This is a genomic window from Candidatus Hepatobacter penaei, from assembly GCF_000742475.1.
Lineage (GTDB): Bacteria > Pseudomonadota > Alphaproteobacteria > Holosporales > Hepatobacteraceae > Hepatobacter > Hepatobacter penaei.
Map to the genome: position 1 here is coordinate 253626 of NZ_JQAJ01000003.1, position 19392 is coordinate 273017.

13 protein-coding genes, 2 tRNA genes, 2 other RNA genes and 1 pseudogene are annotated in these 19392 nt (G+C 50.9%); 8 read left to right on the plus strand and 10 right to left on the minus strand.

Annotated features, from left to right (window positions below; translation table 11 throughout):
* Positions 1–144: 144 nt before the first annotated feature.
* A tRNA-Ser gene (locus tag IG82_RS0105675) sits at positions 145–234 on the minus strand.
* Position 235: 1 nt separating this feature from the next.
* Positions 236–583 carry a ferredoxin family 2Fe-2S iron-sulfur cluster binding protein gene (locus tag IG82_RS0105680; RefSeq protein WP_031934578.1) on the minus strand — a complete coding sequence of 116 codons (348 nt, stop codon included), beginning with the start codon at positions 581–583 and terminating at the stop codon, positions 236–238.
* A gap of 109 nt (positions 584–692) precedes the next feature.
* Between IG82_RS0105680 and fabF the strand changes: the two genes are divergently transcribed.
* The 3 genes from fabF to ettA all read left to right on the plus strand — a co-directional run bounded on the left by fabF (position 693) and on the right by ettA (position 3820).
* Positions 693–1949, plus strand: a complete 1257-nt coding sequence (gene fabF, locus IG82_RS0105685; protein ID WP_031934579.1) for a beta-ketoacyl-ACP synthase II — start codon at positions 693–695, stop codon at positions 1947–1949.
* A 76-nt stretch (positions 1950–2025) separates the two neighbouring features.
* Positions 2026–2121, plus strand: an RNA gene (gene ffs, locus IG82_RS07110) — signal recognition particle sRNA small type.
* 22 nt (positions 2122–2143) lie between these two features.
* Positions 2144–3820: an energy-dependent translational throttle protein EttA gene (gene ettA / locus IG82_RS0105690; RefSeq protein WP_031934580.1), complete on the plus strand. Its 1677-nt coding sequence runs from the start codon at positions 2144–2146 to the stop codon at positions 3818–3820.
* Positions 3821–3962: 142 nt separating this feature from the next.
* Here ettA and IG82_RS0105695 read toward each other — a convergent pair whose 3' ends face one another.
* The 4 genes and pseudogenes from IG82_RS0105695 to IG82_RS0105715 form a co-directional block, all read right to left on the minus strand.
* Positions 3963–4424 carry a ClpXP protease specificity-enhancing factor SspB gene (locus tag IG82_RS0105695; protein ID WP_031934581.1) on the minus strand — a complete coding sequence of 154 codons (462 nt, stop codon included), beginning with the start codon at positions 4422–4424 and terminating at the stop codon, positions 3963–3965.
* A 233-nt stretch (positions 4425–4657) separates the two neighbouring features.
* Positions 4658–5024: a transfer-messenger RNA gene (gene ssrA, locus IG82_RS07115) on the minus strand.
* 130 nt (positions 5025–5154) lie between these two features.
* A pseudogene (locus tag IG82_RS0105710) lies at positions 5155–6393 on the minus strand (malic enzyme-like NAD(P)-binding protein); the annotation flags it as partial.
* Positions 6394–6431: 38 nt separating this feature from the next.
* Positions 6432–6518, minus strand: a tRNA-Leu gene (locus tag IG82_RS0105715).
* 124 nt (positions 6519–6642) lie between these two features.
* On the opposite strand from IG82_RS0105715, the gene IG82_RS0105720 reads away from it, so the two are divergent.
* Entirely contained in the window at positions 6643–7380 is a 738-nt protein-coding gene (locus tag IG82_RS0105720) for a hypothetical protein (protein WP_031934585.1), read from the plus strand.
* Here IG82_RS0105720 and IG82_RS0105725 read toward each other — a convergent pair.
* A complete protein-coding gene (locus tag IG82_RS0105725; protein ID WP_031934586.1) occupies positions 7356–7904 on the minus strand; it encodes a hypothetical protein in 549 nt (182 codons plus the stop codon). The two genes, IG82_RS0105720 and IG82_RS0105725, sit on opposite strands and share 25 nt — an antisense overlap.
* Before the next feature lie 173 nt (positions 7905–8077).
* Between IG82_RS0105725 and IG82_RS0105730 the strand changes: the two genes are divergently transcribed.
* Together IG82_RS0105730 and IG82_RS0105735 are read left to right on the plus strand one after the other, a co-directional pair.
* Positions 8078–9181: an efflux RND transporter periplasmic adaptor subunit gene (locus tag IG82_RS0105730; RefSeq protein ID WP_156095414.1), complete on the plus strand. Its 1104-nt coding sequence runs from the start codon at positions 8078–8080 to the stop codon at positions 9179–9181.
* 20 nt (positions 9182–9201) lie between these two features.
* On the plus strand, positions 9202–12375 hold the full coding sequence (locus tag IG82_RS0105735; RefSeq protein WP_052545750.1) for an efflux RND transporter permease subunit: 3174 nt from the start codon (positions 9202–9204) through the stop codon (positions 12373–12375).
* A gap of 226 nt (positions 12376–12601) precedes the next feature.
* Here IG82_RS0105735 and IG82_RS0105740 read toward each other — a convergent pair whose 3' ends face one another.
* The 3 genes from IG82_RS0105740 to IG82_RS0105755 form a co-directional block, all read right to left on the minus strand.
* Positions 12602–14023 (minus strand): hypothetical protein, encoded by a 1422-nt coding sequence (locus IG82_RS0105740; protein ID WP_156095415.1) that lies wholly within the window; start codon positions 14021–14023, stop codon positions 12602–12604.
* A 248-nt stretch (positions 14024–14271) separates the two neighbouring features.
* The gene (locus IG82_RS0105750) at positions 14272–14847 is read right to left on the minus strand and encodes a hypothetical protein (protein WP_031934590.1); all 576 of its coding nucleotides are present in this window, start codon (positions 14845–14847) and stop codon (positions 14272–14274) included.
* A 182-nt stretch (positions 14848–15029) separates the two neighbouring features.
* Positions 15030–16058 (minus strand): ribonuclease D, encoded by a 1029-nt coding sequence (locus IG82_RS0105755; RefSeq protein WP_031934591.1) that lies wholly within the window; start codon positions 16056–16058, stop codon positions 15030–15032.
* A 78-nt stretch (positions 16059–16136) separates the two neighbouring features.
* Between IG82_RS0105755 and aspS the strand changes: the two genes are divergently transcribed.
* Both aspS and IG82_RS0105765 read left to right on the plus strand, forming a co-directional pair.
* Entirely contained in the window at positions 16137–17948 is a 1812-nt protein-coding gene (aspS, locus tag IG82_RS0105760) for an aspartate--tRNA ligase (RefSeq protein ID WP_281172869.1), read from the plus strand.
* Between the two features lie 246 nt (positions 17949–18194).
* On the plus strand, positions 18195–19391 hold the full coding sequence (locus tag IG82_RS0105765) for a leucine-rich repeat domain-containing protein (protein ID WP_052545751.1): 1197 nt from the start codon (positions 18195–18197) through the stop codon (positions 19389–19391).
* The last annotated feature ends 1 nt before the right edge of the window (position 19392 follow it).

Below are 19392 nucleotides of genomic sequence, written 5' to 3' on the forward strand. Positions count from 1 at the left end.
GGGGCAGAGAAAGAAAACCATGGATCGATAAAGGGGGGGGCGCGTAAGCGCTGGGAGATAAACTTTGCTTATGGCCCTTCACGAAAGGTCGGTGGGCATTCAATAAGGAAGGCGAGGGCGCTTTGTGTCACAGCAAAGGGTTGATGGCGGATGGGGTGGGATTCGAACCCACGAAACGCGCAAACGTTTGCCGGTTTTCAAGACCGGTGCCTTCAACCACTCGGCCACCCATCCATTATGACGCCGTTTTGGCAGAAAAGTTCCGACTCTCAGAAGGGATCGTCACCTCAAGGCCATCTAAGGCATCGGTCATGATAATCTGGCACCCCAGGCGCGAGGTTTCCGTGAGGCCAAAGGCCAGATCCAGCATGTCATCTTCTTCTTCAGTGGTGTCGTCTAATTGTCCAAACCACTGGGGATCCACCACGACATGACAGGTGGAACAAGCAAGCGAGCCTTCACAGGCCCCTTCAAGGTCGTCTTTTAAGCCGTGTTGATGTGCAATTTCAAGCAAAGAGAGGCCGGCCTCTGCCTCAATGGCCACACGTTCTCCGCCGGGTTTAATAAAGGTTACCTTGGGCACAATCATGATCCTATCTTCTGCACATGTGCCCATCATTATAGAAAATATATAGGCAAGAGCCATCTTTTTTTTTATGATGACCCCATAGATTGTGTTGAGGACATGAGTTATGCGACGTGTGGTGGTGACAGGAATGGGCCTGGTGTGCCCGTTGGGGTCGGGTGTTTCCTTTGTGTGGGATCGGCTTGTGGCCGGCGCCTCTGGTATTGTGCCCATCAACACGTTTCCCACAGAAGATTTGTCATGTAAAATTGCGGGCCTGGTACCCCATGGCAAGGCGCCAGGGGAGCTTGATTTTGAGGGGATGTTTTCTCCGGCAGAGCGCAAACGCAATGACCGCTTTATTCCCTATGCCTTGGCGGCCAGTGATGAGGCGGTGAAAGACGCAGGGCTGGTGCTGGAGGACGAACGCTTGCAAGAGCGCAGCGGGGTGTTGATCGGCTCGGGCATTGGGGGCTTGGGCTATATCTATGACACATCGGTGGCGCTTCATGAAGGGGGGCCGCGGCGGGTGAGCCCTTTCTTTATTCCGTCGTGTTTAATCAATTTAGCCACCGGTCAGGTGTCGATTCGTCATAAAATGAAGGGGCCGAACCAAGCGGTTGTGACGGCTTGTGCCACAGGCACCCATGCCATTGGAGATGGGGCACGGTTGATTGCCGATGATAAGGCGGATGTCATGCTTGTAGGCGGTGCTGAGGCGGCTGTGTGTTATCTGGGCGTGGCGGGGTTTGCCTCGATGCGCGCTTTATCTACAGGATTTAATGATCGACCTCAGGCAGCATCGCGCCCTTGGGATAAAGATCGTGATGGGTTTGTGATGGGCGAGGGGGCTGGCCTGTTGGTGTTAGAAGAGCTAGAACATGCCAAGGCCCGTGGCGCCAAGATTTATGGGGAAGTGATGGGCTATGGGTTGTCGGGCGATGCCTATCACATTGCTGCCCCTGACGGAAAAGGGGCGGTGCGCGCCATGCAAGAGGCGATTGAGGAAGCGGGCATTGATCATGAGCAGGTGGGGTATATCAACGCCCATGGCACCTCGACCCCGCAAGGCGATAAGGCCGAGCTTGAGGCGATCCACAAGGTGTTTGGCAGCCATACAAGCAGGTTGTCTGTGTCATCCACCAAATCATCCATTGGCCACCTTTTGGGGGCGGCCGGCGGTGTGGAAGCGATCTTTACTATGATGGCGCTTAAGACCGGTGTGTTGCCGCCCACCCTCAACCTTGATCATTGTTCAGAGGAAACCGACATTGACCTGGTGCCTCACAGGGCCAAGGAAAAAAAGATCTCCTGGGCGGTGTCCAATTCCTTTGGGTTTGGAGGCACCAATGCCTCTTTGGTGATGCGTCGGTGGGATGATTAGGCTTTTGGCCACGGGGGCCTTAAAGAAATGTCGGGCTTGATCTTGTGACAGGCCTTGAAAAACGGTTATAACAAGAAAGGGCCCCCCTGGGCAGCCGTCGCGGCAGAACCTGGTCAGATCCGGAAGGAAGCAGCCATAGACGCGAAGGCTGGGTCAGGGTGTGGCCTTTTTCATGAATGCAAGCTGTGGCGCCGATGTCTTACCAATATATCTATGTTTTAAAAGAATTAACAAAAATTTTGCCTCAGGGCAAAACGCTGTTTCAAGATATTTCTCTGTCGTTTTTTCCGGGCGCTAAGATTGGCATTTTGGGCGTCAATGGTACGGGCAAGAGCACCTTGCTTAAGGTGATGGCAGGCTTGGATAAAGATTTTTCAGGCGAAGCCTTTGCCGCTGATGGCGTGTCGGTGGGGTATCTGCCGCAAGAGCCTGTCTTAGACCCCGCGCTTTCGGTGGATGAGCATGTGTTACAAGGGTTGGGGCCTGTCAAAAAGCTGCGTGATGATTTTGATGCGTTAAGCGCCCGTTTTGCCGAGCCATTGTCTGACGATGAGATGACCGCGCTTTTGGAGAAGCAGGCCCAGCTTCAAGAGCAAATTGATGCCCTGGATGGGTGGTCTCTTGAGCGGCGCGTGGATATGGCCAAAACGGCGCTGCGCTTGCCGCCAGGCGATGCATCCGTGGCCACCCTTTCAGGGGGTGAGGTGCGGCGCGTGGCCTTATGTAAACTGTTGTTGTCTGAGCCTGACCTGTTGCTGTTAGACGAGCCCACCAACCATCTGGATGCTGAATCGGTGGCGTGGCTGCAACGTTTTTTGAAAGATTATAAAGGCACAGTGGTGTTGGTGACCCATGATCGCTATTTCTTAGATGAGGTGGTGGGGTGGATCCTCGAGCTTGATCGCGGTGCGGGCTTTCCCTTTGAGGGTAACTATTCTGACTGGTTGCAGGCCAAGCAAAAGCGTCTGGCTCAGGAGGGACGCGAGCAGGTGCAGCGCGATAAGGCCATTGCTCGTGAGCTTGAATGGGTGCGAACCGCGCCTAAAGGGCGACACAGCCAAAGCAAAGCCCGGCTCAAAGCCTATGATCGCTTGGTGGCTGAGCAAGGGAAAGGTGCTGCCAGCACGTGCGCGATGCGTATCCCTGAAGCGCCTCGTTTAGGGAGCAACGTGTTATCTATTAAGGGCGTACAAAAAAGCCACGGCGAAAAGCGTTTATTTGATGATCTGTCCTTCACGGTGCCGCAAGGGGCCTTGGTGGGCGTGATTGGCGCTAATGGGGCAGGCAAAACCAGTTTATTTCGGTTGATTGTGGGGCATGATGCCCCGGATGGCGGTGAGATTGCGGTGGGCGATACCGTGGTGATGGGATACGTTGATCAAACCCGCGCGCACTTGGATGATGAGAAAACGGTGTGGCACGAAATTGCTGACGGACGCGAAGAGGTGGCGCTGGGTAAAAGCACCATGGCCTCTCGGGCCTATGTGTCGCAATTTGGGTTTCGTGGCTCTGACCAGCAAAAACCTGTGGGTGTGTTGTCTGGGGGGGAGCGCAACCGGTTGCATTTGGCCAAGCTTTTGAAAGTGGGTGCGAATGTATTGCTATTAGACGAGCCCACCAATGACCTGGATGTGGACACCTTACGGTCGCTAGAAGAGGCGTTGCTTTCCTTTGCGGGCAGCGCCCTTATTATCAGCCATGATCGCTGGTTCCTAGACCGTTTGGCCACACACATTTTGGCGTTTGAGGGGGAAGGCCGGGTTGTGTTTTTTGAAGGCAACTATGCCGCCTATGAGCAAGACAAGAAAAAGCGCCTAGGCACGGCTGATGTTGTGCCCTTTAAGTATAAGCCGCTTACCAAAAATCCATAAATTTGCGGTGCCACAGGCCTCTTTGAAGTCATAGAGAATCGATGATGCGAGGCAACAAGCGCGCGCGATGGGCAAGAAGCAATCGCCTGCTGCGCACCGTCTTTTTGCAGACGCTCTTCCAAAAACGTGACCTTGCTGTCACTTATTTTCTGCGGAAGCTCTCCAAAGAAATGACCTTGCCGTCACTGTCTTCTTTTTTGGCTTTCTTAGAAAACGTGGTGGCCTTGGCAGACGCATCAGGTTTCGTTTCAGAAGCTGGGGGCGGCGTAAAATGAAGGCCAAAGCGAACCCCTGGGTCCATAAAACTAAGCAGCGCATGAAAGGGCACATACACAGTTTGAGGAATGTCTTGAAAGGTGAGCACCACAGAAAAACCATCTTCATCCACCTTGAGGTCCCAAAACTGGTGCTGCAAAACAATGGTGATTTCTTTGGGGTTGGCTTTTTTGACGGCTTCAGGAAACTGCACCCCAGGATAATTGGTGCGCAAGGAAATATAAAAGTGATGAGGGTCGGGGAGCCCTTTGCTGGCGGCTTCCTCCAACACTTCGCGCACAACGCGCCTTAGCGCCTCTTGAACACGGCTTTCATATTGAAATTCCATACACTCCCTCCTGCGATGGACAAAACCTGTCAACGTTTTTCAACGTGCGCAAACCAATCCATAACCCTTAAGATAAGCTTAACACATCTCTTGCCTGTTGGCTATCCTTCTTTCTGTGGCCAAAGCGCAGGGCGCGCTTTTGGTGGTGATATAACTTTTATCAACAGAGGCATTAACCGATCATATATCAAAAGATAGGTGTGTTTTTGGTATGTTTTGAGGTGGGCGTGAAAAAGGGGGGCTTCTGTTGCCCGGCGCCCCCCAAGCCGCGCTTTTCACAAGACTACTAGGCGGCCCAATTAGGCAGCGGCAGCAGCCAACCCGTTGCTATTAACGGTGTTCAAAGCGAGTGTATTAACATTACTGTTCACACTTATAAAGCGGCCCGATAACGACGGTACCATACCGAGCAAAAACACTGTCTTTACCACGTACGTCGATCCTCAATTCGCCCCCACCTGGAAAAAGCTGTGATGCCCCGCCCAGGTGGAGGCGCCGGGTTCCGCCCCCGGGTCCGCTCCGCTTATTGCACAGCGTGTTTATTGCCATAGCTATAAAAGCACAGTCATGATAACACATAAGGTGAAAAAAACGAAGCCCTTGGGAAGTGTGAGCCACGACGTATGCATAGCCAAGGGTTGATGACAGCTGACCAAACGCCGGCGACTAGGGCGCCGTGACAACCCATAGGGCGCTCTCACATTTGGCTGTTTTCACGCTGTATGTGCTGGAGGTGCTTTTGATAGGCATTAAGATCCTCCAAAGGGTGAGAGGCCACACCCGTATCCATGGCCGCTTGCGCTACGGCAGGGGCTAAGGTGGGCAAAAGCCTTTCATCAAAGGTGTTGGGAAGAATGTTGTCAGGGCCCAAGGTTTCTAGGGCTTTTGCAGGATCCTGGGAAGAGAACGCTGGCTCTGAAAGCACCCGCGTCAATGCATCAGCGCACGCTTTTTTCATGGCAACATTGATTTTTGTGGCACCCACATCAAGGGCACCTCTAAAAATATAGGGAAAACACAACACATTATTGACCTGGTTGGGATAATCCGATCGTCCCGTGGCGATGATGGCATCAGGACGCTCGCGCTTGGCATCTTCTGGCAATATTTCAGGCACTGGATTGGCCAATGCCAGTACAAGGGGTTTGGCGGCCATCAAGCTGAGGTGGCCTGGCAGGAGGAGCCCCCCTTTTGACAGACCCAAAAACACATCCGCCTCTTCCAAACTTTCCTCAAAGGTGCGGGGGGTTTGTTGACACCACTTCTCTTTATAACTGTCAAGAGAGCGGCTTTCGGTTAATAGCCCTTGGCTGTCAAAGACAAAAGTATTTTCCTGTTGCAGGCCATAGTGTTGAAGCAAGTGAAGGCACGCCAAAGCCGCTGCCCCCGCGCCGCTGACTACAAGCTTCATGTCACGGATGTCTTTGCCCACCAAGGTGAGCCCATTTTGAATGGCCGCCACCACCACCACGGCTGTACCGTGCTGATCATCGTGAAAAACAGGAATACCCAAATCTTGAAGCGCTTCTTCCACCAGGAAACAATCAGGCGCCTTGAGATCTTCAAGATTGATGCCGCCAAAGGTGGGAGCCAGGGCGGCAATATGCTCCTTAAGTTTTTGTGGGTTGTTTTCATGAAGCTCAATATCAAAGGCATCAAGATCAGCAAATTTTTTGAATAAAACAGCTTTGCCTTCCATCACAGGTTTGGCGGCTAAAGGGCCAATATCCCCCAAACCCAGGACTGCCGTGCCATTAGAGATGACGCCCACAAGGTGGCCGCGACTGGTGAACAGGCGAGCCGCTTTAGGATCTTCTTGAATAGCTTGGCATGCATACGCCACACCCGGTGAATAGGCCAAGGTGAGGTCTTCTTTAGAAGCCAAAGGTTTGGTGGCGTAGGTGCCCAATTTTCCGGGGGCTGGATGTTGATGATAGCGTAGGGCTGCATTCTTCAATGCCTGGCTCATGGTATTCCTTCTGGTTTTTACAGAAAATCAAACAAACATGGTGCGGTCGAGAAGACTCGAACTTCCACGGGATATATCCCACAGCGACCTCAACGCTGCGCGTCTACCAGTTCCGCCACGACCGCTCACGAGCCCATTCTAGGGCAAAAATGATTTTCATCAAAGAGAATCTTTTCATCACATATGTATTGATCTTTTTTATTTTATCTATAATAGATAAATGGTTCTTTTGAGGCATGATTTCTGTGGATGGGGGGTGTTGTTTTGTTGTCGTTGGTTTTTTCTTTGCCTGTGTGGTTGTGTAGTTGGATGGTGCTGTTGTCGTGTGGTTTGCCGCACGTGTCGTTGTCGATGTTTCGCGTTCACAGTGATTCCATCTTGTATGATACATGTCTTGAGGATGAACGGCGTCAAGAAACGATCAAGTGCGTCTCTGTTCATGTGGTGCCCAATTTGCCCTTTGAAGAGGGTGAGGTTGGGGGCGCTTTGTCTATGCGTCCGTGTGCGGTGGCTCATGCTCATGGTGCGCACACCCTTTTTCCCTTTTGCCCTAGAGATCGTTTGTCTGATCATGCATACAGCTATGGAAAGCTGTGGGGTCACAAACAAGACTGGTGGGAAGGTGTGATGGACTTGACGCAAGATGAATTATTGGAAGATGAACACCCCTGGGATGCACGGGAACAAGATAGGGCGGGGCTATGGATGCCCCTTGATGATGAGATGAGGTCGTCTTCCTCCTCACTGTGGTGGGAAAGATCCAGCTTGTCTAGTGCTGGCAAGGAGTGTAGCTCTTCTATTGGCGATCTCTTTTCTTTGATTGATGATATGCAGGTGGGTGGGGAAAGCAGCGACACAGACAATGCCCCTTACAACATCACACAAGAGACACTATATGAAGAAGAAGAGGAGGCGTGCACACCTTCACCACACAATCAAGACCGCGGTGTGATTTTGCAAGATTATGAAGAGGTCGTCACCTGGTGAAACACCTGGCGTTTGGCAAGTTCTTGATCAAAGGTGTTAATGGCCCGCTCAATCAGAGATGTCCACACTTTCTGGCGCTCAAAAAGAGAGAGACTTTCCGATTCTTGGGATTGAGAACGCGCGGTGATATGAAACACATTTGTTGGCTCTGTGGGGCTTTTGTAGACAGAAACGGTCACAAAAAGCGTGGCTTCAAAGGTTACGCGGGGAGAGAGAAAGATGTTAGCGGGTTTTTCGTGGGGCGTTTCTTTGATGTGAATATCGTGCACAATAAATTTTACACGTCCCTTCTGGCCAGAGGCCTTAAAACGATCCTGGAACCACCATGTTAGGATGGTTTGGGGTGTGGGATCTTTAAATCCGGCAATATTTTTTTCACGCAATTCATAAACCACATCAATGTTTTCAACATCTAACTCAATGGGGGCCTCTTTAAGGCTGTAAAGGCCGGCGGGCGCGGCGTTAGCCGTGCTTGCTTGGATGGGCAACAAGGCGAGGATCAGCAAAAGAGAAAACGGGTGCATAAGAGAGATGACAGGAAAAAAGTCTGAGGCATTCTATATTTTTTTTGCTAAAACGCCAACGATTGTAGTTTTTTTTTCCAAAAAGGGTTAGAATGGGGGGTGTATAGGTTTATAAGCAGGGTGATCAGCATCTTTTTGTGGGGGTCACGCTTTTGAGGGGAAGTTCAGAAAAAATGGTTTCTTGGCGTAAAATTCAGTCGTTTATTGACACAAACAAACCCCTGTCCATTGCGATTGCCGCCCTCTTTTTGCTGGGGGTGTTGGCCCTTCTTTTTCTACTGTGGCCACGTGGTACAGGCGGGGGGTCAAAGGTGCGGCCGTTTCTTGTGGAGACCGCGGTGGCCAAGCGTGGTCCCATTACGCGCGTGTATAACACTAACGGTATCTTGGCGGCAGTGAAAACCGTTCAACTCTATCCTGAGTTGGATGGTCGCATTCAAAAAATACATATCAAGCAGGGTTTGCCTGTCAAAGAGGGGCAATTGTTGGTCCAGCTTGACGATCGCTTGATGTGTGCCCAGTTGCAAGAGGCGGAAGCTAAACTGAGCTTGGCGGAAAGTGAATACGAACGCACGCGGAATTTGTGGAAGCAAAAATTTGTGGCCAAGGCGGTGTTGGATGAAAAAAAATCACGGCTTAATGTGGCCAAAGCTGAGGTGCAAATTGCCAAGGTGCGTGTGGATCAGGCGAAGGTTGTGGCGCCGTTTGATGGGATGATTGGGCTGACAAAGGTGAGTGAAGGGGCCATGGTAAACCGCAATCAAGAGCTGGGCATCATTTCGATGCTGGATCCTTTGTATGTGGATTTCTCTGTGCCTGAGTCTTTCCTCAAAGATATATCTGTGGGCAGCTTGGTGTATGTGACGGTGGAAGGGTCTAATGATTTGCCCATGGAAGCGGTGATTGATGCCATCGACAGTCGCGCTCAGCCAGGAACGCACAGCATTCAGATGCGTGCACTTTTGGAAAACAGCGGCAACCTCATGCGTCCTGGCCAATTTGCTCGTGTGGCTGTGGATTTGGGCAAGGATGACAATGCCGTTCTTGTGCCTATGAAGGCCATTCATCAGTCAGGCACGCGTTTCTTTGTCTATATCGTGCTGGATAATACGGCTATAGAGAAAGAGGTGGTGCTGGGCACCCGTGAGGGGGATGTGGTGCAGATCAAAGAAGGGCTTCAGGGGGGGGAACCCGTGGTGACCGTGGGTCAAGTGAACATTCACGATGGCGCGTTTGTGAAAACAGATGCGGGGCCGACCCCTGATGAATCCTCATAATCCCTGAATAGTATGCGTTCATGAAAAAATCGTCTCTTTCGTTGATCCAAAAGTTTATCGATCGCCCTGTGTTGGCGTGGGTGGCCCATATTGTGATTGTGCTGTTGGGTGTGGTTGCCTATTTTGGCTTGCCGGTGCGACAGTTCCCGCAGGTGGAATACCCCGTGTTGACGGTGACCACCCAATATGACGGCGCAAACCCTGAAGTGATGGAAATGCAGGTGACCCGGCCTCTAGAAGAGGTGTTTTCAGGGTTGGAGGGGCTGGATCAAATGCGCTCGGTGAGCATGGCTGAACAGAGTAGGATTGTGATGCGGTTTAAGGAAAGCCGGCCCATCGATGCGGCGGCGTCGGATGTGCGGGATAAGCTGTCGCGGCTGGAAACATTGCCGCGCGAAGCCACCACGCCGCGTATTACCAAAGCGGATATTGATGCGGGGTCTGTGATGTCGCTGGCGCTTTATAGTGATAAACACTCTCTCGAAGATCTTCATGACTACACCATCCGTTCGCTAAAAAGTGAGATCGAATCTGTCCAGGGCGTGGCTTATGTTGAAAATTATGGCGGCATTTCCTATGAAATTCACATCATTCTTGACCCTGTGAAAATGGCGTCGGTGGGTGTGTCGCCTGCCGAGGTGTCTGAGGCGCTCAAGCAACAAAACTTTAACAAACCTGCTGGGCGTGTGGGCGACCAAAACCAAGAATTTTTGATGATCACCAAGGCGCGATTGTCTAACTTGCAAGACTTCAATGATCTCGCGCTGTTTGAGAAAGACAATTACGTCGTGCGGTTGTCTGATGTGGGGTATGCGAAGAAAAATGATAAAGACACGCGTTTTCGTGTGCGCTATAATGGCAAAGACGCGGTGATGCTGGATGTGACGGCCCAGTCGCGCGCCAACCCCATTGATATTTCGCGAAATATCACCAAGCGTATCCAAGATATAAAAGATAACCTGCCAAAGGGCATGGTGCTGGATGTGGCGTTTGACCATTCTAAATATGTGGAAAGTTCGATCTCGCATGTCTATCAAGGCATTTGGGAGGCGGTGTTTCTTGTGTTGTTGGTGGTGTTTTTGTTTTTGCATTCCTTTCGCATTGCGTTGGTGCCGTTGGTCACCATCCCGATTTCGCTGATTGGCACGTTTTTCATCATTTCATTGCTTGGTTTTTCTATCAATGTGCTGTCATTGTTGGCGCTGGTGTTGGCCGTGGGGTTGGTGGTGGATGACGCCATTGTGGTGCTTGAAAATATCTATCGCCATGTGGAAGACGGGATGAAGCCATTTGAGGCCGCACGTGTGGGCATCAAAGAAATCCAATTTTCCATTGTGGGCATGACCTTGACGCTTGTGGCAGTTTACCTCCCCATTGCGTTGGCGCGGGGGTTTGTGGGTAAGCTTTTTGTGGAATTTGCGCTGACGCTGGCTTCAGCGGTGGTGATTTCGGGGTTTGTGGCCTTGGTGCTGTCGCCGATGATGTGTGCGCGCTTGCTGCAAGAAAAAAGCAAGACCCAAACCACCCAGCACACCTATTTGTCGCGCTTTTATGGAAGGGTGAATGCCTTTTTTCACCGTCTCGATTTGGCGTATCGCGGGGCGCTTCATGTGTGCCTTGCCTATAGGCGCTATGTCTTTTTGGGGGCGATTGTGTTCGCGGGGTTTGGCTATCTCTTATCTAAAACCATTTCGCAAGAGGTATCACCGTTGGAAGATCAGGGCGTGATGCGTGTGGTGGCCACGGGGCCTTTTGGCGCGACGCTCTCCTACCTTGACCATTATGCTGAAAAGATTGACCGCTTGATGGCGCGTGTGCCTGAGGTGGAAAAACGCCTGCTGGTGACCCAGGTGGGGGATGAAACCTATGAAAAAATTGGCCTGGTGCCGCGGCATCAGCGATCGGATTGTCGTTCGTTGTTGCCGGGTATTCGGGGTGATTTGCAGCGCACGATCTCAGGGGTGAGAACTTATGCCTATTGCCCTAACCGTTCGTTTGGCGGGAATTCAGAGCGACCTTTTTCCATTATTATCCAAACGGATCGCTCCTATAAAGATCTGGTGAAGGTGGCACGACGTGTGCGGCGTGTGATTGCTTCGCATCCTGGCGTTGTGGAGCGGCTTGTGGATTGGGATGTGCCTATGGAGGGTAAAGAATACCAGGTGACGATCAACCGCAACATTGCGGCGGCGTCGAATATCAGCCTGCACACCATTGCCGAGACGTTGGATATTTTGATCAGTGGCCGCCGGGTCACCTCTTTTGAACGGGATTCGCGCATGTATCCTGTGAAATTGATGGTGGATGAACACAATCGCCGCAGTCCGGACGATTTGCAAGGCATTGCGGTGCGTGGTCGCAAAGATAACAAGGAAGTGTTTGTGCCCTTGGCTGACCTTGTGTCTATACAAGAGCTGGTGACAAACCCTTCCATTAATCACTATGGTCGTATGCGTGCGGCGAAAATCGATGGCGCCTTACAGCCCGGGGTGGGTCTTGGCACGCTTTATCAAGAGCTTTACCCGGACATGAAGGCTGAAATGCCCAGTGGGTTCCGTTTTGTGCCGGCGGGCGAGCTGCGCCGCTTTTTGAATGAGCAAAACACCGTGGCCATCATTTTTGCCCTGGCCATCACCTTTATTTTCTTGGTCATGGCGGCCCAGTTTGAGAGTTTCCGTGATCCTTTCATCATCATGTTCAGTGTGCCGTTGGCCTTGGTGGGGGGCGTGCTCACCTTGTGGCTGGTGCCGGGGGTGACTATCAATATTTATAGCCAGGTGGGGCTGGTGACCTTGATTGGGCTGATCACCAAGCATGGCATTTTGATTGTCGACTTTGCCAACCAGCGGGTGAAGGAGGGCATTGAGGTGACCCAGGCGTTGGTGGAGGCGTGTGGGCTGCGTCTGCGTCCGATTTTGATGACCACCTCCGCCATGGTGTTGGGCGCGGTGCCGTTGGTGCTGGGCTCAGGCGCTGGGGTAGAGGCGCGCCGTCAGGTGGGCTGGGTGATTATGGGCGGTCTCAGCATTGGCACGCTCCTCACCTTGTTTGTGGTGCCATGTATGTATATGTTGTTTTCGCGCCATTCAGGCGACACCCTGTTTTCCTGGGCGGGCCTTAAGCAACAACCCAAGCTTCCCCCACGGGACAAAAAACCAGCGAGCCAGAAAGCCTCGCCTAAGAAGACCCCTTAAAATCATTCCTTAAGATAACGCCTTGAGACAACGCCTTGAAGTGGCTTCCTTAAAAGAAAACGTCTTAAGATGGCGCCTTAAGGGCAAGGCTTTTATAAGGACAGCGTGCCTAAAACACCGTGCCTAAAACAGCGCTCCTCATCGTTACCTCAGCGTTAGTCTTGCGCTTTCATCATAGGCTGCCCTGGCCTTGAGGCTTTTTAGAGAAAAGCATGGCCTCATCTGTTCACCCCTGCGGCTGTTGTTCTGGGATTTTCTTTGCGGCTTTTTTCTCTTTTTCTTCCCAGATCTTGTCTTCTTCTTGCCAGATGTCTCTTAATATACCATCGATCACGGACCTCTTGTTTTGGAGTAAATGGAGCTTTAATAGTTCAGAAGGCCTTGGGCTTTCAGAAGGCCTTAAGTCTTTTTCACGAAACACTTCCTGGATTTGGCCGGTTAAGCGTTTCAAACGGGGGTGGCCCGCACGCGTGCTGAAAAACCCTAATTTTTCCTCTTGCTCTTTCTTTGAGGCCTGCGGGTTTTGTGCAAGCCAGACCTGATAGGCGTCATCACGCTCTTTTTTTACTTGTGTGCGCCTGTAGTCATAGGCTTCCTTCTGGATTGTCTCTAATCTCTTTCGGGCTTGGTCAAGCTTTTCGTCGAGTAATGTAATCTGATGTCTGCGTTCTTCACTTTCCCCCTTGTTTTTCTCTAAGTCTTCCAGATCGTTGATTTGTGTTGTTAATTTCTGGATCTCAGTATCGGCTTTCTTTTCCTCAAGGTCTGCTAAGTCTGCTAATATTGTTTCTATGATCTGTTGAGATTTTTGCTTTATGTCGTCGAGTAACTTCATTTTATTTGTGAGCTCTTCATTGTCCTCTAGCGCCACCTGCGCCTGCATGCTCAAGCGTTTGAGTGTGTCGCTTTTTTCTTGTGCCATCTGCCTGACAGTTTCAAAGTAAGTCTTGCTAAGTTCCGCTAATTTTGCTTCTTTGCCCTCTGTTGAGGCGCCCTCGTTATCCACAAGCCATGTGTCATAGTTTGTCCATAGATCCCTTGAAGGGCGTTGCCAAAGTTTTGCAGGGTCTTCTTCAAACCACTGTGCGAAGGTCTTTATTTTCTCATTGTGCGAAGGTTGTTTGTGAGTGTCCCCAGCGTTTCTTTCATCACCCCACTTGGAGAATATTTTCCATCGGGGAAGGAAGGTGGGGAAGCCACTTGCTGCAGGGTTTTTCTCAGCCCATGCGTTGTAGTTAGCCCATATTATATCTTTTTTCTTAAGCTGAAGGTTGTCAGGGTTGTCCTTAAGCCACTGTTGGAAGGCCGCTGTTTGCTCTTGAAAAGATTGGCCCTCATGGGCTTTCGTTTGCGCAGGATCGGAAGGGCCAGCCACGACGACCTGTGCGATCGCCTTCCCGAGGACCTCTTGTTGCGCAGGCAACAGCGCTGAGTTCTCTTGAGCCCACGTTTTATATGCATCCTGTAAATCTTGGTGGCTTGAAAGTGCCTTGAGGAATTCTCCCCCAGGGTTTTTGCCTAACCTCGGGTGCGCTGCACGGGCGGGCTCACTGGCGGTGGGCTGATCCTTCCCGCGGCCAGCGTGGGCATCAAGAGGGGCAAGGGCAACGCCGCCCATGACACAGGCAAAAAATAAATGATTTTTCATAAATAAACCTTCCATCACACCTCTATTGTCTCTCTTTTTTGTCAAAAAAACAATAATATCAAGCGTTTATGGGTTTGCGGGTTGGGGTTGAGGGTGGTTGAAGAGGCAACGTATGCTTGGCCCTATGCGTTGGCTTGCGCCGATACAAAGGCCCCTCTTGGGGCCCGGCATAAAAAAAGGCCAAGACGTTCCTTTAGCCTCGGCCTTTTGTTTGGCAGTGTGCCGCTTGTCTCGTCAATCAGATTAGATCAACGAATGGGTCTAAGTTGTAACGCCATCAGAGCTGAAAGCTGGTTTCCAATGGTATCTCCTTGTTTTTCTATGTCCCTTAAGCGTTGCATATTTTTCGCTGTATACTTATCTTTCAGCGCATTCATTTTTCTTTCCCCTTCTGCCGAAGAGGCGTCTGGGTTTTCCTTTTCCCACGCCTGATAGGCCGGATATACATGATTTTTGCTTAATGCCACTGCTTTATCAAAAGTCATTCTATAATCTGCTTGAGACTGCTCATATTGTTTTTTCAAATATGCCACCATAGGTTCTGTTGTGGACTTAAAGGTCCCACGCATAAAGGTTTGGTAAGCGCCTTCACCCCCTTCTTGATGAATATTGTTCCATAAATCATCCTTCTGGGCCACAAGGTCCCGGAGGGTTTCTTGGTCTTCTTGTGAAAGGGCAGGAAATGTTCTTTCGTGAATCACGATGGCACTGTGTGCGGCTTCCCCAGGTTCATCGCCTGGGCCCACGGCATAGGCTGTGGCGGCAAGAGAGGTAAGGGCCATGACGCTGCTCACACAAGCGAGCCTTACATAATAGGTATACATAACCATTCTCCTTGTGTTGTGAGACCATAGCAGAGGTATGATGAGACTTTTTTGACCATATGTCAATAATATCGCTTATATTTTTATCTTACATCGGAGATGAAGATGGTAGGCGAGACTGCTTTGTGTGTGTGCCGGGTGTGTTGATTAAGGGGGCAGCGCGTGCCGCGCGAGAAGGGGGGTTACCAGCCCAAAAGGTGCTGACGCCACCCGTGGATGCGGCTTGTGATGTGGCCGCGTGCATAGCTTTCGATGTCTTTTTGAGTGGCAATAAAGGTGGGGGGCATGTGATGCTCTGTGGCCAGGTGGTGTATCTGTTGTTTCAGCGCGGTGATCTGCTTTTTTTGCGCAAGCGTGGGGGGGCCAAGATCGGGTGGCGGCGGAGTGGCTTGATGATTCACAAAGGCTTGCCAGGCTTGTTCGCCTGCTTGGGCGCGTACGGTTTCCTCAAAATGGTTATGAGAGGCGTGATGCACGAGGGTCATGAGTTGGGTGTCGGCGAGGATATTTTTTTTGGGCTTGTTCTGACGTTGGGCCTCTTGCTCTCGCCATGCCGATAATGCCACCAAGGCTCGCCATTTTTGGGGGTGCGTCAGTGCATGCGATCTTCCCGGTATTTTCCAAGGCGCTGGGGGTTTTTTGCGCTGAAAGCGATCCATATCTTCATGCATCCACGCCAGGCGGCCTTTGGCTTTGAGTTGTGTATGAAGGGTGAAAAACATCTCGCCTAAATAGCGCACATCATTCAGGGCATAGCGGCAAGCTTTGTCTGACAGAGGGCGTTTGGCCCAATTGATGGTCTGCTGACCTTTTTCAAGGGTGACGTTTTGATAACGTTCCACGAGGCTTTGATAGCTGGGCATATAGACATCATTCAGCAGCATAGCGGCCACCTGGATATCAAACAGATTGTGGATCACCAGCGGCGCAATGGTGGCGAGCGCTTCGATATCTTGTCCGCCGGCATGAAAAATTTTGGTGAGGTCTGGGTTACGCAAAGCATTCCACAGGGGGGTCATATCAAAGGGGCTTGTGAGGGGATCCAGAAGGGCCACTCCCTGATGGGAGGCCAGCTGAATAAGGCATAGCTTGGGCCAATAGGTGGTGCGGCGCATAAATTCAGTATCGATGCCCATAAACGGCACCGGCGCTTGCCAGGCGCGGTCTAAAAACGTGTTGAGATGTGTGGGGCAGGTGATATGTTGGGACATTTGAAAAAAGAGTCGAAGTGTGTAAGGTTGTGCCTAGAGTGTCTAGCGTAAAAGATTTTTTTGTCAGGAGCCATAACCTTGTCACATATACAGCCCTCGCCCTCGTATCGGTCCCACTTTTGCGGCGCGTTGTCCGAAAAAGAAGAAAATCAGCATGTGCGCGTGTGCGGTTGGGTGCATAATAAGCGTGACCATGGTGGGCTGTTGTTTGTGGACGTCCGCGACACAGAGGGCCTCGTGCAATGCGTGGTTCAAGAAGATGCGCCTTTTTTTAAGGTGCTAGATGAGGTGCCTTATGAGAGTGTTGTCCAGCTTGAGGGTCGCATCGTGTTGCGCACACCTGAAACGGTGAATACAGAGCTGAGCACGGGTAAGATTGAGCTGAGCGTAGATAAGGCTGAGGTGCTTTCCCGGGCAGATCCCTTACCCATGCAGGTGAATGGTGAAAGCGAGTTTCCCGAAGATACGCGCCTTAAGTATCGCTTTTTAGATCTGCGTCGTGCGCGCATGCATGCCAACCTCAAAATGCGCACAGCCATCATTCGTCGTCTGCGTGAGCTGATGCAGGCACAAGGATTTCTTGAGGTGCAAACGCCTATTTTGACGTCCAGCTCACCTGAAGGCGCGCGTGATTTTTTGGTGCCATCACGTCTGAATCCTGGTCATTTTTATGCGCTGCCCCAAGCGCCGCAACAGTTTAAGCAGTTGTTGATTGCCTCAGGGGTGGATCGCTATTTCCAAATTGCGCCGTGTTTTCGTGATGAGGATGCGCGGCGAGATCGCTCGCCCGGCGAATTTTATCAGCTTGATCTGGAAATGGCTTTTGTGACGCAAGAAGACGTATTTGCCACCATGGAGCCGGTGTTGTCTCAGGTGTTTCAAGAGTTTTCTCAAGGTGCCTTTGTGACGCCGGCGCCTTTCCCGCGCATTACCTATGATGATGCGATGCTTCACTATGGCACAGACAAGCCTGATTTACGGAACCCTTTGCGTATTCAAGACGCCACAGATTGTTTTAAGGGCACCGGGTTTGATGTATTTTTAGATGCGGTGGCCCAAGGCGCCGTGATCAGGGCGTTGCATGTGCCGGGTGTGGCGGCGCAATCGCGTAAGTTTTTTGATGAGATCACCCAGCGTATGCAAGAAGAGGGCGCCAAGGGTTTGGCTTACCTGTTGTGGCGGCAAGGGGAGATGAAGGGCCCGTTGGCTAAGTTTTTTGAAGGCGCGCGCGGTGAGGCCTTGCGTCAACGCATGGGCACCCAAGAAAGGCCCATCCAAGAGGGGGATGGTCTCTTTTTTATCTGCGACAAGCCAGACAAAGCTGCTTTTTTGGCGGGCCGCCTCAGGACGCTGATAGGAGAAAAGCTTGATTTGATCGAAAAAAATGCCTTTCGCTTTTGCTGGGTGGTGGATTTTCCTATGTATGAAAAAGATCCTCACACAGGTGCTATTGTTTTCTCTCATAACCCCTTTTCCATGCCGCAAGGGGGGATGGACGCGTTATGTAACAAAGATCCGCTTGAGATTAAGGCGTTTCAGTATGATATTGTGGTCAACGGGATTGAACTTTCATCAGGGGCCATCCGTAACCACTTGCCTGAGGTGATGCTGAAGGCCTTTGCCATCGCTGGTTATGATGCCCATCACGTGGAAGAAAAGTTTGGTGCCCTTTTTAGGGCTTTTCATTATGGTGTGCCTCCCCATGGCGGTTTTGCGCCAGGCATTGACCGTATTGTGATGCTTTTGACCCGTGAAGCCAGCTTGCGGGAGGTGATTGCCTTTCCGCTTAACCAAAAAGCCCAAGACCCTTTGATGGGAGCGCCGTCGACGGTGCCGGCTTCACGGCTTAAGGAGTTGGGGCTTGTGGCTAAAGAAAGACGGCATGGTTGAGGTTCGGTTGTGAGGACCCCTTCTTTCCTTCACGGCTTTGGAGTCTGATCACATCTGCCCGCCTTAGACCCATCAAGGCTTGGGTGTTCATGACCTCTGCCCCCTAGAGAGTGCGCAAAGGCCCTATCCCCCTTTATAGGTAAAAATGTTTTATGTTTTCAGGGCCGTTTGCATTTTTTGTCTGATAAACATTTTTTTTGTTAAAATTTAATTCAATAACATTAAAATTTTTATATATTTTGGGCTATGTCAACGCGTTCTCTTTATTTTTCAGTATTTTTCGCCCTGCTCTTCTCTGCTCATGCGGGGGCGATGAGGCCTGAAGATGATTTTCTGTCTGAGGGTCAACGCCGTCGTTTTGCCGTGCTGAAGGCGTCAGTGTTTATAAAAATACGTCGTGAATCTCAGCAAGATATCGTGGAGATAGAAAACACCCTGCATGAAGAAGCCTGTGGATCTTCCTTAATGAAGTTAGAGGGCTTTGACGACAGGCTTTTATATGTGCCGCTCTTTAGTTTGTCTTTTCTGACCCACCTGGATCTTTCGGGTAATAAACTAACTTATTTGCCTGCCACACTTTCTCTTTTGCAGCATCTCACGTGGTTTTCAGCGTCAGACAATCAGCTCACAGTGTTGCCTGATCAATGTTGCTCTTTTTCTCATCTTCACACACTGTTTCTTCATCGCAATAGCCTGGAAACCTTGCCGCCAGCCATCGGTAATCTTCATAATCTTGCGCTTTTGTTTTTGCAAGATAATCGCCTCAGCAGCCTTCCCCAAGAGATTCATACTTTATCTCAGCTGAAGATTGTGAATGTATCCCATAATCGGTTACGAACATTGCCCATGTCCATTGGCGATCTTCACAAACTTTACCAGCTGGATATCAGCAGAAACTGTCTGTCATCGTTGCCTCATGCCGTGGGGTTGTTGCAGGCCTTGACGCATCTTGATGTGCACGAAAACTTTTTATCCACGCTCCCTGAAACACTGGGTGATTGCTTGCGCCTTTGTTTTTTGGATGCCTCGGATAATGCGTTACAATCGCTGCCAGACACATTAGGCAAGCTGATAAATCTGATGCACCTGGATCTCGCAGAAAACCAGCTGGAGGCGTTGCCTTTCACCGTCGGTGATTTGTCATCCCTTTGTTGTCTTGATGTCTCTCGCAACGCGCTCAACGAATTGCCCACCTCGTTTATGAAGCTCAAAAAACTCAAGTCGGTATATGCTTGTGATAATGACTTAGAAAGCTTGTGTGGGCGTGTGGCGGGGCTCGCATCTTTAGAAGTTCTCGATGTGTCTTATAATCATATTTCTATGTTGCCCCAAGAAATAGCTGGGCTTAACGAGCTGCGCTATTTGGTTGTGCATAATAATCGGCTAACCCACTCCTATCATGGGATGTGGCCCCATCTGATCACCATAGAGCATGGGCAATAGG

What these genes read in the sequence shown, in the direction of transcription:
- IG82_RS0105765 (WP_052545751.1), top strand. Translation starts at nt 18,195, where the DNA reads ATGTCAACGCGTTCTCTTTATTTTTCAGTATTTTTCGCCCTGCTCTTC.
- IG82_RS0105755 (WP_031934591.1), bottom strand. Translation starts at nt 16,058, where the DNA reads ATGTCCCAACATATCACCTGCCCCACACATCTCAACACGTTTTTAGAC.
- fabF (WP_031934579.1), top strand. Translation starts at nt 693, where the DNA reads ATGCGACGTGTGGTGGTGACAGGAATGGGCCTGGTGTGCCCGTTGGGG.
- IG82_RS0105735 (WP_052545750.1), top strand. Translation starts at nt 9,202, where the DNA reads ATGAAAAAATCGTCTCTTTCGTTGATCCAAAAGTTTATCGATCGCCCT.
- ettA (WP_031934580.1), top strand. Translation starts at nt 2,144, where the DNA reads ATGTCTTACCAATATATCTATGTTTTAAAAGAATTAACAAAAATTTTG.
- IG82_RS0105695 (WP_031934581.1), bottom strand. Translation starts at nt 4,424, where the DNA reads ATGGAATTTCAATATGAAAGCCGTGTTCAAGAGGCGCTAAGGCGCGTT.
- IG82_RS0105750 (WP_031934590.1), bottom strand. Translation starts at nt 14,847, where the DNA reads ATGTATACCTATTATGTAAGGCTCGCTTGTGTGAGCAGCGTCATGGCC.
- IG82_RS0105725 (WP_031934586.1), bottom strand. Translation starts at nt 7,904, where the DNA reads ATGCACCCGTTTTCTCTTTTGCTGATCCTCGCCTTGTTGCCCATCCAA.
- IG82_RS0105720 (WP_031934585.1), top strand. Translation starts at nt 6,643, where the DNA reads ATGGGGGGTGTTGTTTTGTTGTCGTTGGTTTTTTCTTTGCCTGTGTGG.
- IG82_RS0105740 (WP_156095415.1), bottom strand. Translation starts at nt 14,023, where the DNA reads ATGAAAAATCATTTATTTTTTGCCTGTGTCATGGGCGGCGTTGCCCTT.
- IG82_RS0105730 (WP_156095414.1), top strand. Translation starts at nt 8,078, where the DNA reads ATGGTTTCTTGGCGTAAAATTCAGTCGTTTATTGACACAAACAAACCC.